Annotated in this window: 14 protein-coding genes and 3 pseudogenes; 9 read left to right on the top strand and 8 right to left on the bottom strand. The window is 69.5% G+C overall.

Annotation, left to right across the window (positions count from 1 at the left end):
- Positions 1–254: pseudogene (locus tag ACOJVU_RS07510) on the top strand (AAA family ATPase); the annotation flags it as partial.
- Between the two features lie 99 nt (positions 255–353).
- On the opposite strand, the pseudogene ACOJVU_RS07505 reads toward ACOJVU_RS07510, so the two are convergent.
- The 3 genes and pseudogenes from ACOJVU_RS07505 to dapE all read right to left on the bottom strand — a co-directional run.
- A pseudogene (locus tag ACOJVU_RS07505) lies at positions 354–725 on the bottom strand (type II toxin-antitoxin system VapC family toxin); the annotation flags it as partial.
- Positions 726–752: 27 nt separating this feature from the next.
- On the bottom strand, positions 753–1001 hold the full coding sequence (locus ACOJVU_RS07500; protein WP_421529203.1) for a type II toxin-antitoxin system Phd/YefM family antitoxin: 249 nt from the start codon (positions 999–1001) through the stop codon (positions 753–755).
- Between the two features lie 49 nt (positions 1002–1050).
- Complete coding sequence (gene dapE, locus ACOJVU_RS07495) at positions 1051–2115, bottom strand: succinyl-diaminopimelate desuccinylase (RefSeq protein WP_421529202.1); 1065 nt, start codon at positions 2113–2115, stop codon at positions 1051–1053.
- A gap of 87 nt (positions 2116–2202) precedes the next feature.
- Here dapE and dapD point away from each other — a divergent pair, with 87 nt between their 5' ends.
- Positions 2203–3159 (top strand): 2,3,4,5-tetrahydropyridine-2,6-dicarboxylate N-succinyltransferase, encoded by a 957-nt coding sequence (gene dapD, locus ACOJVU_RS07490; protein WP_421529206.1) that lies wholly within the window; start codon positions 2203–2205, stop codon positions 3157–3159.
- A 13-nt stretch (positions 3160–3172) separates the two neighbouring features.
- On the opposite strand, the gene ACOJVU_RS07485 is transcribed toward dapD, so the two are convergent.
- The 3 genes and pseudogenes from ACOJVU_RS07485 to ACOJVU_RS07475 all read right to left on the bottom strand — a co-directional run bounded on the left by ACOJVU_RS07485 (position 3173) and on the right by ACOJVU_RS07475 (position 7096).
- On the bottom strand, positions 3173–4483 hold the full coding sequence (locus ACOJVU_RS07485; protein ID WP_421529205.1) for an MFS transporter: 1311 nt from the start codon (positions 4481–4483) through the stop codon (positions 3173–3175).
- Between the two features lie 86 nt (positions 4484–4569).
- Positions 4570–5991: an acyl-CoA synthetase gene (locus ACOJVU_RS07480; RefSeq protein WP_421529201.1), complete on the bottom strand. Its 1422-nt coding sequence runs from the start codon at positions 5989–5991 to the stop codon at positions 4570–4572.
- 108 nt (positions 5992–6099) lie between these two features.
- Positions 6100–7096, bottom strand: a pseudogene (locus ACOJVU_RS07475) (aldehyde dehydrogenase family protein).
- 135 nt (positions 7097–7231) lie between these two features.
- Between ACOJVU_RS07475 and ACOJVU_RS07470 the strand changes: the two are divergent.
- The 6 genes from ACOJVU_RS07470 (at position 7232) to ACOJVU_RS07445 (ending at position 11149) form a co-directional block, all read left to right on the top strand.
- Complete coding sequence (locus ACOJVU_RS07470; protein WP_421529200.1) at positions 7232–7681, top strand: cytochrome P450; 450 nt, start codon at positions 7232–7234, stop codon at positions 7679–7681.
- Positions 7682–7910: 229 nt separating this feature from the next.
- Positions 7911–8378 (top strand): MaoC family dehydratase, encoded by a 468-nt coding sequence (locus ACOJVU_RS07465; protein WP_421529204.1) that lies wholly within the window; start codon positions 7911–7913, stop codon positions 8376–8378.
- Positions 8378–8773, top strand: coding sequence for a Zn-ribbon domain-containing OB-fold protein (locus tag ACOJVU_RS07460; RefSeq protein WP_421529199.1), 396 nt, complete (start codon positions 8378–8380; stop codon positions 8771–8773). The genes ACOJVU_RS07465 and ACOJVU_RS07460 overlap by 1 nt, the downstream gene beginning before the upstream one ends.
- Before the next feature lie 63 nt (positions 8774–8836).
- A complete protein-coding gene (locus tag ACOJVU_RS07455; RefSeq protein ID WP_421529198.1) occupies positions 8837–9316 on the top strand; it encodes a MaoC family dehydratase in 480 nt (159 codons plus the stop codon).
- Complete coding sequence (locus tag ACOJVU_RS07450) at positions 9313–10482, top strand: lipid-transfer protein (RefSeq protein WP_421529197.1); 1170 nt, start codon at positions 9313–9315, stop codon at positions 10480–10482. Before ACOJVU_RS07455 ends, ACOJVU_RS07450 begins: the two co-directional genes overlap by 4 nt.
- Before the next feature lie 7 nt (positions 10483–10489).
- Positions 10490–11149 carry a TetR/AcrR family transcriptional regulator gene (locus ACOJVU_RS07445; RefSeq protein WP_421529196.1) on the top strand — a complete coding sequence of 220 codons (660 nt, stop codon included), beginning with the start codon at positions 10490–10492 and terminating at the stop codon, positions 11147–11149.
- An 18-nt stretch (positions 11150–11167) separates the two neighbouring features.
- Here the strand turns inward: ACOJVU_RS07445 and ACOJVU_RS07440 are convergent, their stop codons facing one another.
- A complete protein-coding gene (locus ACOJVU_RS07440) occupies positions 11168–12142 on the bottom strand; it encodes a proline dehydrogenase family protein (protein WP_421529195.1) in 975 nt (324 codons plus the stop codon).
- The gene (gene pruA, locus ACOJVU_RS07435; protein WP_421529194.1) at positions 12142–13773 is read right to left on the bottom strand and encodes an L-glutamate gamma-semialdehyde dehydrogenase; all 1632 of its coding nucleotides are present in this window, start codon (positions 13771–13773) and stop codon (positions 12142–12144) included. Before pruA ends, ACOJVU_RS07440 begins: the two co-directional genes overlap by 1 nt.
- A gap of 84 nt (positions 13774–13857) precedes the next feature.
- Here pruA and ACOJVU_RS07430 point away from each other — a divergent pair.
- The coding region (locus tag ACOJVU_RS07430) for a PucR family transcriptional regulator (RefSeq protein ID WP_421529193.1) at positions 13858–15231 on the top strand (1374 nt) is incomplete at its 3' end.

Genomic DNA, 15231 nt, shown 5'->3' with positions numbered 1-15231 from the left:
AGCCGGGCACGGCGCTGCGGGCATGGTATGAGGCGTTGCGGCTCGGGGACATTCGCGCCGCGGATCCGTTGGCCCGACTGTGCGACGAGATCGATTGTGTCTTCGGGACAATCGCGCTGTCCCACGCTCGGGCCCTGGCCGCCGGCGACGAGTCGGCGTTGCGCGCCGTGTCCGACGACCTGTCGGCAATCGGCATGCGTGCAGCGGCCGCGGATGCGGCCGCTCAGGCGCAGCGGAGTGGCCGACCATCGTGATGTACCGAGCGTCGCGCCGGCGTGCCCCCTGCACGTGGGGCAGGCGGTTGGGCGCCGCCACGGGAAGCGTTCTGCATCAGGGATAAGGGGCGCAACAGCTCAGATGTTGACGACGCGGACAAGGCCTTCCAGCCCCGTGAAGTCGTCGCCGTTGCGGGTGTAGAGATCCAGGCGATGTGCGTGTGCGGTCGCCGCGATCAGCAGATCGGCGAGCCGGCTCCGCGGCTTGCGTCCTTCGCGGACCACGGCGGCGACGACGAGCCCGTAACTGCGTGCTGCCGCCGCGTCGAACGGAATCGGTTCGAGTACCGATTCGACTTCCTGCAGCCGGGCCTGCCGCTTCGCCGCTTCGCCCGGGCTGTCGGCCAGATGTGGACCGGACGCCAGTTCGGCCGCGGTGATCGCGGATATCGCCGCCTCGTCGGGCAGCGATGCGAGCACGGCCGGGTCATGCCAGTCGACGACGACCGAGGTGTCGAGAAGACCGGATGAAACGCTTTAGAGCCCCTGGTCGATCAACCGGTCCAGATCGGCGCGGAACCGCCGATGGTCGATCCGCACACCGGCCGTGGCCAGCGCCGCGACTTCATCGCGGGAGATGAAGGAACGACGACCGGCTCTGAGGGGCCGCAGCTCGGCCACTGGTTCACCGTTGCGGGTGACGACGAAAGTCTCACCCGCCGTTACCGCTTCGATCACCTTCGCGTTCTCATTGCGCAGTTCGCGCTGGGCGATGATCCGCACCATGGGGCCAACTGTAGCTAATAGCGCTACAGCCTGCTACAGCGTCAGCCTGCTACACCGTCAGGTAGTGGCGCAGCGTCTCGACCGCGGCGGTGATGTTGGCGACCGGCACGCGCTCGTCGCTACGGTGCGCCATGTTGGGGTCGCCGGGCCCGAAATTGACCGACGGTATGCCCAGCGCGGCGAACCGCGCCACGTCCGTCCAGCCGTATTTCGCCCGGACCCGCCCGTCGGCGGCCTCGATCAGGGCCCTGGCGGCGGGCTGCGCCAGCCCGGGCAGGGCGCCCGGTGCGGCGTCGGTCTGCTCGATACGCGCGTCGAGCCCGTCGAACACCTCGTGCACGTGCGCCAGCGCGGCGGCCACCGACCGGTCGGGGGCGAAACGGAAGTTGACCGTCACCGAGGCGGCGTCGGGGATCACGTTGCCGGCCACGCCGCCCTCGATCCGCACAGCCGACAACCCCTCGCGGTAGGTGCACCCGTCGATGTCCACGGAGCGCGCCCGGTAGCTCGCCAGCCGCTCCAGGACCGGGCTCAGTTTGTGAATCGCGTTGTCGCCCAACCAGGAACGTGCCGAATGCGCGCGGGTGCCGGTGGACCCGATCACCACGCGCAGCGTTCCCTGGCAGCCGGCTTCGATGTATCCGCCGGTGGGCTCGCCCAGGACGGCGACGTCGGCGGACAGCCAGTCCGGCAACTCGCGCTCGATGCGGCCCAAACCATTGGCGGCGGCTTCGACTTCCTCGCAGTCGTAGAACACCAGCGTGAGGTCGTGCACAGGTTCGGCCACGGTGGCGGCCAGGTGCAGGAACAGCGCGTCACCGGATTTCATGTCGGCGGCCCCGCAGCCGTAGAGCATCTCGCCGTCGCGGCGGCTGGGCAGGTTGTCGGCCGCCGGGACGGTGTCGAGGTGTCCGGCCAGCAACACCCGCGACGGCCGCCCCCGGTGGGTGCGCGCCAGGACGGCATTGCCGTTGCGGACGATCTCGAAGCCCGACGTCTGGGCGCGCAGCGCAGCCTCCACCTCGTCGGCCAGGCGGGCCTCGTGTCGCGATTCGCTGGGAATGTCGACCAGCGCCGCGGTCAGTGCGATCGGGTCCCCGCGCAAGTCCAGCACGATCCCAAGTATGCCGAGCAGACGCACAAGCGCCTATTTTCGCCCCGAACAGGGCGCTTTTGTGTCTGCTCGCCGGGGACAAGTAACCTGACCGCCGTGACTGGAGCTGCAGGAATCGGGCTGGCGACGCTGGCCTCCGACGGATCGGTCCTCGACACCTGGTTCCCCGCACCGATATTGACCGAACCGGGCGCCGCCACCGCCACATCGCGGCTTGCCGCGTCGCAGGTTCCCCAGGACCTGGGTGCGCTGGTCGGCCACGACGAGGACCGCGGCACCGAGACCGTCGCGGTGCGCACGGTCATCGGCTCGCTGGACGACGTCGCCGCCGACTCCTACGACGCCTACCTCCGGTTACATTTGCTCTCGCACCGGATGGTCGTCCCGCATGGCCTGAACGCGGGCGGGCTGTTCGGCGTGTTGAGCAACGTGGTGTGGACCAACCACGGCCCCTGCGCCGTCGACGGGTTCGAGGCGGTCCGGACCCGGCTGCGCCGCCGCGGGCCGGTGACCGTCTACGGCGTCGACAAGTTCCCGCGGATGGTCGACTACGTCGTGCCCACCGGGGTGCGCATCGCCGATGCCGACCGGGTGCGCCTCGGCGCCCACCTGGCGCCCGGCACCACCGTGATGCACGAGGGCTTCGTCAACTTCAACGCCGGCACGCTGGGCGCGTCGATGGTCGAAGGCCGCATCTCCGCCGGTGTGCTGGTGGGCGACGGGTCGGACATCGGTGGCGGCGCATCGATCATGGGCACGCTGTCCGGCGGCGGCACGCAGGTCATCGCGATCGGGAAGCGCTGCCTGCTGGGGGCGAATGCGGGGGTGGGCATCTCGCTCGGCGACGACTGCGTCGTCGAGGCCGGCCTCTACGTCACCGCGGGCACCAAGGTTGCCCTGCCCGGCGGCACGACAGTCAAGGCCCGTGACCTGTCCGGTGCCGACAACCTGCTGTTCCGCCGCAACTCGGTCACCGGGGCCGTCGAGGTGACCTCGCGCGACGGCCAGGGCATCGCGCTCAACGCCGAACTGCACGCCAACTGAACGCCAACTGAAGTCAGCGGCAGGCGTTGGACTGCAGGTCGGGCAACGCGGCCGGCCCCAACGCCGCCCCGTTGGTCTCCGGCAGCAAATAGGTGCTCACCAGGCTGATCGACACCAGCGCGGCCAGCAGCAGGCTCAGCGCCCAGCTGCCGAAGCTGGCCAGCAGTGTGCCGGCGATCAGCGGCGGCAACGCGCCGCCGAGGATGCTGGCGAGGTTGCTGGACAGCGCGGTGCCGGTGTAGCGGTAGCGGGTGGCGAACAGTTCGGGCACGAATGACGCGGTGGGGCCGGAGGCGATCGCGCCGACGGCGTACATGCCGACGATCGCGACCGCGAACAGGACCGGGCTGCCGGTGTCCATCAGCGGGATCACCACCAGCGACCACGGCAGCGACGCCGTCCGGCCCACCAGCATCATCCGGCGCCGCCCGACCCGGTCGGACAGGCTCGCGGAGATCGCGACCAGCGCGATGCTGGCCAGCCCGCCCAGAACCCCGACGACCAGGATCAGGGTGCGCGAGTGCCCCAGTTCGCTCTGGGCGTACCGGGCCAGGTAGGTGCTGGCCATGTAGACGAATCCGAAGCCGCTGACGACGCTGCCCCCGGCCAGGGCGATGGTGCGGTGTTCGCGGCGCAGCACCTCTGTGATCGGCGCCTCGGTGACGACCTCAGAGACGACCCTGCGGGCCTTCTCACCGGCGAACACCGGCGTCTCGTCGATGTTGAGCCGCACGTACAGGGCGACGACGATCAGCGCCGCGCTGATCAAAAACGGCACCCGCCATCCCCATTGCAGGAATGCGGCGCTCTTTTCGCCGATGGTCGCGTTCACCCCGAGGAACACCAGGCTGGTGAGCACCAGCGCGACACCCCCGCCCAGCGGGGTGAACATGCCGTACCGGCCGCGCTTGCCGGCGGGCGCGTACTCGGCGCTCAGCAGCGCCGACCCCGCCCACTCGCCGCCGACCGCGAACCCCTGCAGCACCCGCAGCGCGACCAGCAGCATCGGGGCGGCCGCCCCGATGGTCGCGGGGGTGGGCACCATGCCCACCCCCAACGTGGACACCGCCATGATCAGCAGGGTGGCGACGAGCGTCTTCTTGCGCCCCAACCGGTCCCCGAGGTGCCCGAACACCGCCGCACCGAGCGGCCGGGAGAGAAACGCGGTCGCAAACGTCCCCATCGAGGCGACCGTGGCCGTCGTCGCACTCAGATGCGGGAAGAACACGGTGGGGAACACCAATGCGGCCGCGATGCCGTAGATGAGGAAGTCGTAGAACTCGATGGCGGAGCCGACCAGGCAGGCGGCGGCCACCCGTCGCATCGGCGTGCCGACGGTACCGGCGTGGGTTGTCACGGTAACGACGGTAGGCGACGATGCGCGGGCGCGCTCGGGGACAGGCCGCGCTCTCACCCCTCGGACAGCAGTTGTTTCTTGAGGACCTTGCCCATGGCGTTGCGGGGCAGCGACTCCACGAAGCGCACCTCGCGCGGCCGTTTGTGCACCGAAAGCTGCTGGGCGACATGGTTGACCAGCTCGTCGGCGGACAGGCCCGACGATCCGACGACGTAGGCGACGATGCGCTGGCCCAGGTCGTCGTCGGGCAGCCCGACGACGGCCACCTCCCCCACGCCCGGATGCCCCAGCAACACCGTCTCGATCTCGCCCGCGCCGATGCGGTATCCGCCGGACTTGATCAGGTCCACCGACTCGCGTCCGACGATGCGGTGCATCCCGTCGCCGTCGACGACCGCGACGTCCCCGGTGCGATACCAGCCGTCGGCGTCGAACGCCTCGGCGGTGGCGTCCGGGCGGTTGAGGTAGCCGTCGAACATGGTCGGCCCGCGAACCTGCAACCGGCCGACCGTTTCCCCGTCGTGCGGCGCCGGGCCGCCGCCCTCGTCGAGCAACCGGGTCTGCACGCCGGGCAGCGGCAGCCCCACCCAGCCGGCGCGGCGCTCACCGTCGGCGCGCGTGGACAGCGTGATCAGCGACTCCGAGGCGCCGTAGCGTTCGACGGGCCGATGCCCGGTGAGCCCGGCGAGCCCGTCGAACACCGGAACCGGCAGCGGCGCGCTGCCGGACACCAGCAGCCGCGCGCTGCTCAGCGCCCGGGCGGCGGACTCGTCGGCGACCACCCGCGACCACACCGTCGGGACGCCGAAGTACAGCGTGCCACCGGCCTGCGAGCACGCCTGGGCATATCCCGCGGGCGTGGGTTTCCCGGTGTGCACGAAGCGGTTTCCCACCCGCAGCGACCCGAGCAGCCCGAGCACCAGGCCGTGCACGTGGAACAGCGGCAGTCCGTGCACCAGGACGTCCTCGGGGGTCCACTGCCAGGCGTCGACGAGCGCGTCGAGGTCGGCGGCGATCGCCCGCCGGCTCAGCACCACGCCCTTGGGCAGCCCGGTGGTGCCCGAGGTGTAGATGACCATCGCGGTCGCGTCGGGCGACGGCTCGGGATAGCGGTGCCAGGAGCGCGCGTGCAGGCGGACCGGAATGTGCGACAGGCCCTCGGACTCGTCCGGCCGGGGCCCCAGCCAGGCCTGCACGCCGGAGTCGGTGAGCATGTGGCGGCGTTCGGAGGCACCGACGTCGGCGGGCACCGGGACGAACGGGACGCCGGCGATCAGGCAACCGGTGACCGCCAGCACCGTCGCTGCGGTCGGGGTGGCCAGCACCGCGACGCGGTCCGCGCCGGACACCCGCCCGGCCACCGACGTCGCGGCGCCGAGCAGGTCGCCGCGGCTGAGGGTGACGCCGTCGATGCGCACCGCGTCGGCGATGTCGGTCGCGGTGACGAGCGCGGGGTTCAGGGAATCCAGCAGCACGTGAGCAGGTTACTGCTCGACGCAGATCTTGGGATCCGGGTGGCCCGGGATCGCCCCGCCGCGCCGCAGCCCGGCCACGGGTTCGTCAGGCGCGAATCCCGACGGCCTTCACCTCCGTGTACTGGTGCAGCCCGCCGTGTACTGGTGCAGCCCGCGAATCCCGCCGCTCTCCCGGCCGAAGCCGCTCAACTTGAAGCCCCCGAACGGGGCGTCGCAGGGCCCCGCGCCGTTGATCGTGACCTGCCCGGTGCGGATACGGCGGGCGAGACCGAGTGCCCGGTCCACGTCGCCGCCCCATACGGCGCCGGAAAGGCCCTAGCGGGAGTTGTTCGCGATCGCCACGGCGTCGTCGTCGCCGCAGTAGCGCAACACCGCAAGAACGGGGCCGGAGACCTCCTCCTGGGCAATCGCCGAGTCCGGGGCGACCTCGGCGAGAATCGTCGGCTCGACATAGAACCCGGCGTCCAGTCCACCCGGACGACCGCCGCCGGGCACCAGTTTCGCCCCGTCGCCGACCGCACCGTCGACGTGCTCGTGGACGCGGTCGCACTGGGCCGCGCTGATCAGCGGTCCCATCTGCGTCGCGGGGTCCCGTGGGTCGCCGACCACCACGTCGCCGGCGAGCGCAACCAGCCGGTCGACGATGTCGTCGTGCAGCGAATCGGGCAACAGCAGCCGGCTGTGCAGGATGCAGGCCTGCCCGGCGTGCAGTGAGCAGCAGTTGAACAGCAACTGCTGCAGCATCTCGTCGGTGACGGTCGCGTCGTCCAGGACGATGCTGGCCGACTTGCCGCCACACTCCAGCAGCAGCCGCATCATGGCGTCGCCCCGGCGCGCATGACCTCGCAGCCGACGGCCGAGCTGCCGGTGAAGCTGATTCGTCGACCAGCTGCGTGCGCGACCGGGGGCCGTCGTCGAACGCGCGGCGCGCGGCCGCGATCGCGTCGCCGACCTGCGCGGCGCTCGCGTCGGGGGCGCCGGCGATGACCTGCTCGGTCGCCGGGTCGATGTCGTCGTAGCGGCCGCCCTCCGGTTCGACCCAGCAGCCGTCGATATAGAGCCGATAGGTGTCGGCCAGGGGACCCGGAGATGATGACTCGACCAAGCGCGTTCCTCACGGAACGTCGGACATCTCGCGAGACAGTGTTCACCCCGGCCGCCGCGGCGTCAAACACCGCGAACACGAATTTGCCTGTATTCCACCGGTTTCAACCGAGTGCACGTGTTGTTGACTTAACCGGTGGGCTGGAGTAGACACAACTTCTCAAGACATATCGAATCACTATGTCGGATCGTGTGTCCAGGGAGGCCGGCCGTGCAGACCACTGTTCCACTGCACTCCCCCGATTTCTATGCCGACGACCCCTACCCGGCGTACCGGGGACTGCGCGCGACCAACCCGGTCTGCTGGAACGACGTCAACCACGTCTGGGCGCTGCTGAAGTGCGAGGACATCTTCGGCCCCGACTCCGAGGAGTTCAAGGTCACCCGCCACCGGAACCCGCACATCACCTTCGGCTGCGGCGAACATTCATGCGTGGGAGCGCAATTGGCACGCCTTCAGGCGCGCGTGCCATTCGGGGAGCTGCTGCGCGGCTTCCCCCGCCTGCAGCTGGTGGGCGAGGTGGCCCGGATGCGGGCCACGATGGTCCCCGGGGTGAAGCGGATGCCGGTACGGCTCGGGGCCTGACATGTATCTGGACTACCAGGCCGCCCAACTGCGGTGGCGCGAGCCCCGCTTCCCACGGTGGCCGCTTCCCGCGATGACCGCTTCCCGCGATGACAAAGACAAAGACGGCCATCCCAAAGACGGCCATCCCAAAGGAGGACAGGGGTTCGTGAGGAAACCAGATACGGCGTTTCACGCCAAGCTGCGGGCGCTCGTCGACCGGCCCACCGGCGGCACCGGAAAACCCTCGGTGGCACCGGATCCGGTGAACCAGCCGATGATCCGGCACTGGGCCCACGCCCTGGGCGACATGAACCCGGTCTATCTCGACCCGCAGTTCGCGGCCGCGTCGCGGTTCGGCGGCGTCGTGTCACCCCCGGTCATGCTCCAGACCTGGACGATGCCGTCGCCGAAGCTCGAAGGCATCGGAGAACGCGGCGGTGCGCCCGTCGAGGTCGACGACAATCCCACGGCGTTTCTCGACGAGGCCGGATACACCAGCACGGTTGCCACCAACTCCGAGTTCGAGATCGAGCGCTACCCGCGGCTGGGCGATGTCATCAGCGCGACATCGGTGTACGAGGAGGTCTCCGAGGAGAAGAAGACAGCATTGGGTACCGGGTTCTTTCTCACCTGGGTGACCACCTACACCGACCAGAACGGCGAGGTGCTCGGGCGGCAGCGATTCCGCGTGCTGCGATTCAGGCCGCAGCGCTGATGGCCTCCCGCCCGGTCCCGACGCTCAGCCCGGACACCGAGTTCTTCTGGAACGGACTGCGCGAGCACAAACTGCTGATCCAGCGCTGCACCGGATGCGGGGCGCTGCGCCACCCCCCGCGGCCGATGTGCCCGAAATGCCGTTCCCTGGAGTGGGACACGGTGCAGGCATCGGGCCGCGGCACCGTCTACAGCCACGTGATGCCTCGCGAACCCCGGTTCCCCTTCCTCGAGTACCCCTACATCGTCGTGCTGGTGGAACTCGCCGAGGGGATTCGGCTGGTGTCGAACCTGTGCGACATCGACCCTGCCGACGTCACGGACGGGATGGACGTCGAGGTCTTCTATCAGACGTTCGATGATCTGGTGCTGCACCAGTTCCGCCCGGCCGGTTGAGCCATCGTGGCTTTCACCAGCGCAGCTCGCCGGCACCGGCGGCACCTACCCGGAAGGAAACCGATGACGACCACCCAGACCCGCACCACCACCTTGCGGTGGGCCGACATCGACGTCGGTGACGAGGTGACCCCACTCGAAATCCCCATCACCACGACGATGATCGTCGCCGGCGCGATCGCCTCCCGCGACTTCATGCCCGTGCACCACGACCGCGACTACGCCGACAAGCAGGGCTCGCCGAACCTGTTCATGAACATCCTGACCAGCAACGGCTATTGCGTCCGCTTCCTCACCGACTGGGCGGGGCCCGAAGCGATGATCACCAAACTGTCCATCCGCCTGGGTGTTCCGTGTTTTCCCGACGACCCGCTGCGGTTCACCGGCACTGTGACCGGCAAGAACGGCGGATCGGGCGGCGAGAACTTCGTCGAGGTCACCTTCAAGGCGTCCAACAGTCTCGGCGATCACGTCTCGGGCGCCGCCGTTGTGAGCCTGCTCGACGGGGACTTCGAAAGCGACGTCGAAAAGGGCGAGGCATGACGCGGTCGCTGCCCGGCAGCTGCGCCATCGTCGGCATCGGCCAGACCGAGTTCTGCAAGGAATCCGGGCGCAGCGAATTGCAATTGGCCTGCGAGGCCGTCAGCGCCGCACTCGACGACGCCGGACTGGCACCCGCTGACGTCGACGGCATGGTCACCTTCACCATGGACTCCAGCGACGAGATCGACATCGCCCGCAACGTGGGCATCGGCGACCTGAGCTTCTTCTCCCGCGTGCACCACGGCGGCGGCGCGGCGGCCGGCACCGTGGTACATGCGGCGATGGCGGTCGCCACCGGCATCGCCGACGTCGTGGTGTGCTGGCGCGCCTTCAACGAACGCTCCGGGTTCCGTTTCGGCGGGAGCGGCCGCACCGACTTGGGGACCCCGCTGTTCATGGCGCACTACGCGCCGTTCGGATTGCTCACACCCGCGGCGTGGGTCGCGATGCACGCCCAGCGCTACATGTCGACCTATCGCGTCACCAACGAGGACTTCGGCCGGATCGCCGTGGTGGACCGAAAGCACGCCGCCACCAACCCCGATGCGTGGTTCTACCAGCGCCCGATCACGCTGGATGACCACCAGAATTCGCGGTGGATCGTCGAACCGGTGCTGCGGCTGCTGGATTGCTGCCAGGAAAGCGACGGCGGGGTCGCACTGGTGGTCACCAGCACCGAACGCGCCCGCAACCTGCGGCAACCGCCGGCCGTCATCACCGCTGCCGCCCAGGGCGCGGCCGCCGACGGCGAGATGATGACCAGCTATTACCGCGAGGACATCACCGGGCTCCCCGAGATGGGCGTGGTCGCAGCGCAGCTGTGGCGTGATTCCGGCCTGAAGCCGCGCGATATCCAAACCGCGTTCATCTACGACCATTTCACCCCGTTCGTGTTCACCCAGCTGGAGGAACTCGGCTTCTGCGGGCGCGGCGAGGCCAAGGACTTCGCCACCATCGAACGGCTGTCGCTGGGTGGGGAGCTCCCGATCAACACCAACGGCGGGCTGCTCGGAGAGGCCTACATCCACGGGATGAACGGCATCACCGAGGGCGTGCGCCAGATTCGCGGAACCTCGCACAACCAGGTCGACAACGTCGAGCACGTGCTGGTCACGTCGGGCACCGGCGTGCCCACCAGCGGCCTGATCCTCGCTCCAGTCCGGTAGAAGCCGGATGACTCAAGCTCAATCTCACGCTCAATCTCAAGCGACGGCGACCGCGACGGCGACCGCGACGGCGACCGCGACCGCGACCCGCGAGCTGATCGTCAATGCCGCGTATGCCTGTTTCGGCAGGCGGGGACTGCAGAAGGCCACGATCGTCGACATCGCCAAGGCGGCCGGCATGTCCCGCAGCACGATCTACGAGTACTTCAGCGACAAGACCGCGATCGTCGAAGCGTGCGCCGAACACGCCTCCGAGCGGTTTTACCGCGAGATGGCCACCACGATGGAGCGAGGCCGCTCTCTCGAGGACAAGTTGAGCCGCGCCGCGGTTTTCGTCACGCAGGCGCGCCGGGTCATCGCAGCCGAGCCGTACTTCGACGAGGACGCGGTCAGCCTGCTGCTCACCAAGGACGCCGTCGTGCTGCTGCGCGAGTGCGTCGAGTTCTTCGCGCCCTATCTCGCCGCGGCCAAGCTGACCGGCGAGGTGCGCAAGGACCTCGACGTCGAGGCCGCCGGGGAATGGTGCGCGCGCATATTGTTCTCGCTGTTCAGCACGCCCTCGTCGACGCTGGACCTGCAGGACCCCGAGGTGGCGGCCGAATTCGTGCGCGCGCACCTGGTACGCGGCTTCGCCGGCGAACGCGGGCGGCCCCGCCGGGGCCAGTGACCGCGGCGAGCCACCAGTTCACACTCGGTGACCCCGGGCCGCCAGGGCCCGCAGGAAGAACGTCAGGTTGGCCGGCCGTTCGGCCAGCCGCCGCATGAAGTAGCCGTACCACTGGTCACCGAAGGGCACGTAGACCCGCACCCGGCTGCCGGCGGCGGCCAGTCGCCGCTGCTCGTCGGCGCGGATGCCGAACAGCATCTGGTGCTCGAAATCGTTTATTTCACGGCCAGATTCGCGCGCCAGCGACGGTACCGCCGCGATGACTGCGGGATCATGGGAGGCCACCATGGGGTAGCCCGAACCGGCCATCAGCACGCGCAGGCACCTCAGGTACGAATCGGTGACCACGGCGGGGTCGCGGTAGGCCACCGATGCCGGTTCGTCGTAGGCGCCCTTGCACAAACGGATTCGCGCGCCGGCCGCGGCGAACTCTTCGCAGTCGCCCACTGTGCGACGCAGATAGGCCTGAAGAACCGTGCCCAGCCAGGGAAACTCAACCCGCAGGTCGCGCACGATCGTCAGCGTGGAATCCGTCGTCGTGTGGTCTTCGGCGTCCACCGTCACCCACACCCCGGCACGCTGCGCCGCCTCGCAGATCGCAAAGGCGTTCTCCCGGGCGATCTTCTCGCCGTCGCGGTCGAGCGACTGCCCCAGCGCCGACAGCTTCAGCGACACCTCCAGGGGCCGTACGCCGGCCTCGACGCGGTCGCCGAGCTTGCCCAGCCTGTCGATCAGGTCCAGGTACACCTGCGCCGCCGCCTCGGCGTCGTCGGCGCCGGTGACGTCCTCGCCGAGGTAGTCGATGCTGACACAGAGCCCCGAATCACGCAGCGCGGCAGCACTGTTCAATACCGACCCGACCGTCTCCCCGGGCACGAACCGTTGCACCACCGTGCGGGTGACCGGCAACCGTTCGGCGGTGCGGCGCAACCCCTCCCTCCGGCCGGCCGCCAGGATCGCCGGGCGCAGCGTGTTGGCGAAGACCCCGCCCATCAGTCGGATTCCATGTGCGGGTAGCTGTGGCGGGTCGGCGGGACGAAGGTCTCCTTGATGGTGCGTGCCGACACCCAGCGCACCATGTTCAGCAGCGACCCGGCCTTGTCGTTGGTGCCCGAGCCCCGCGACCCGCCGAACGGCTGGCGCCCGACCACCGCCCCGGTCGGTTTGTCGTTGACGTAGAAGTTGCCGGCCGTGAACCGCAGCCGGTCCTGCGCCGTCAGCACCGCGCGCCGGTCGTCGGCGATGACCGCTCCGGTCAGCGCGTAGCGGGAGCCGGTGTCGACGACGCCGAGGATGCGCTCGTACTGGTCGTCGGGGTAGACGTGCACCGACAGTATCGGCCCGAAGTACTCGGTCGAGAAGGATTCGTCGGTCGGGTCGTCGGACAGCAGCACGGTCGGGCGCACGAAATAGCCCTCGCTGTCGTCGTATTCGCCGCCCGAGGCGATGGTCACGCCGGGCGTGCCCTTGGCGCGCTCGATGGCGTTGACGTTCTTGGCGAAGGCGCGGCGGTCGATCACCGCGCCGCCGAAGTTGGTCAGATCGGTGACGTCCCCGTACCGCAGCGCTGCCGCCTCGCCCAGGAAGTCGTCACCCATGCGCTGCCACACCGAATGCGGGATGAAAGCCCGCGACGCAGCCGAGCATTTCTGGCCCTGGTAGTCGAACGCACCGCGGATCAGGGCCGTCGACAGCACCTGTGGGTTCGCCGAGGTGTGTGCGACGACGAAGTCCTTGCCGCCGGTCTCGCCGACCAGCCGCGGGTAAGCGTGGTAGCGGCCGATGTTGGCGCCCACCTGTTGCCACAGGTGCTGGAAGGTGGCCGTGGACCCGGTGAAGTGGATGCCGGCCAGCCGCGGGTCGGCCAGCGCCACGTCGGAAACCGCGAAGCCGTCACCGGTCACCAGGTTGATCACCCCGGGCGGCAATCCGGCGGCCTCGAGCAGTTGCATGCTCAGGTAGGCCGACAGCGTCTGGGTGATCGACGGCTTCCACACGACGGTGTTGCCCATCAGCGCCGGGGCCGACGGCAGGTTCGCCGCGATCGAGGTGAAGTTGAACGGGGTGACGGCGTAGACGAAGCCGTCCAGCGGGCGGTAGTCGCTGCGGTTCCATTCGCCGGGCCCGCTGAGCGGCTGCTGCTCGAGGATCTGGCGGGCGAACGCGACGTTGAAACGCCAGAAGTCGATCAGCTCGCACACCGCGTCGATCTCGGCCTGGTACGGCGACTTGGACTGGCCGAGCATCGTCACGGCGGCCATCTTCTCCCGCCACGGCCCCGCGAGCAGGTCGGCCGCGCGCAGGAACACCGCGGCACGTTCCTCGAAGGGCATCCCCGCCCAGTCGTGTTTGGCGGCCGTCGCGGCCTCGACGGCCGCGGTGGCTTCGGTGCGCCCGGCATTGGTCAACGTGCCCAGCCTGGCGGCGTGCCGGTGCGGCTGCACGACGTCGATCCGCTCGCCGTCACCCATCCGGTGCTTGCCGCCGATCACATGCGGAAGGTCGATCGTCCGGCCGGCCACCGCGGCCAACTCGGCGATCAGCCGCGCGCGTTCCGGGGAATGCGGCGCGTAGTCGTGGACAGGTTCGTTGGCGGGTACTGGCACGTGCGTGATCGCATCCATACCTGCCAGGGTCCCCGCAGCAGCCCTCCAGATAGTTGTCTGATCAGACAGGGTTGTTTCGGACCAGTAGTAAAATCGGACAACATGCGGGCAGCCGGTGTCGGACTTGGCCAGTTGCTGCTCGCGTTGGACGCGACTCTGGTCACCCTCGTGAGCGCACCTCGCGGCCTTGACCTTCCCGTGGTCTCGGCGGCACTGATCGACTCCGACGACGTGGGGCTGGGTCTGGCGGCGGCGGCGGGCTCGGCCGACATTTTCTTCCTGCTCGGCGTCGCCGACGACGAGGCGCTGAAATGGGTGGACAGGCAGGCGCGCGAGCACGTGCCCGTGGCGATCTTCGCCAAAAAGCCCTCGGACGCGCTGGTGACCAAGGCGGTGGCAGCCGGCTCGGCGGTGGTGGCCGTGGAGCCCAGGGCCCGCTGGGAGCGGCTCTATCAGCTGGTCAACCACGTGCTGGAGCATCACGGAGACCGCGCCGACCCGGCGGACGACTCGGGCACCGACCTGTTCGGGCTGGCGCAGTCGCTGGCCGACCGCATCCACGCCATGGTCAGCATCGAAAACGCCGAGTCGCAGGTACTCGCCTATTCGGCCTCCAACGACGAAGCCGACGAGCTGCGCAGGCTCTCCATTCTGGGCAGGGCCGGCCCGCCGGAGCACCTCAAGTGGATCGGTCAGTGGGGCATCTTCGACGCGCTGCGCGCCGGCGGCGAGGTGGTGCGCGTGGACGAACGCCCGGCCCTGGGGCTGCGGCCGCGGCTGGCGGTCGGGATCTACCAACCGGCGAACACCGGTCCGCGCCGCGCCCCGGTGTTCGCCGGCACCATCTGGGTGCAGCAGGGTTCGCGGCCGCTGGCCGACGACGCCGAGGAGGTCTTGCGCGGCGCGGCCGTGTTGGCCGGACGGATCGTCGCGCGGCTGGCGGCGCGGCCGTCGCCGCAGTCGCGCCGGGTGCAGCAGCTGCTGGGACTGACGGACGGCGAGCCCGTCTCGCCGTCCGCGGTGTCCGCCATCGCCGCAGAGCTCGGTGCCGCCGTCGACGGCAGCGCGGTGCTGATCGGATGGGATACCGCCGACACCACCGCGCCCCGCCCTCCGCGACTTGCCGACGTTGTCGCGTTGAGCGCGAGCGCGTTTCGCGGGGACGCGCAGGTGGCCGCACATCGCTCCCGCATCTATGTGCTGTTGCCCCAGACCGCGACGACGCGGTCGGTCACCTCCTGGGTCCGCGGCACGATCGGTGCGCTGCGCGCCGAGCTCGGTATCGAGCTGCGAGCCGCCATCGCCGCACCGGTCGCCGGTCTGGCGGCTGTCGCAGCCGCGCGCACCGAGGTGGACCGCGTGCTCGACAGTGCCGAGCGCCATCCGGTGTCGATCGGGCAGGTCACGTCGCTGGCCGAGGCGCGCACCACCGTCCTGCTCGACGAGATCGTCACCGTGGTCGCCGCCGAGAAACGT

Origin of the sequence: Mycobacterium sp. THU-M104, assembly GCF_049197365.1 — a bacterium.
In the GTDB taxonomy this organism is placed as follows: domain Bacteria; phylum Actinomycetota; class Actinomycetes; order Mycobacteriales; family Mycobacteriaceae; genus Mycobacterium.
This window is presented reverse-complemented; position numbering and strand designations above follow the sequence as displayed.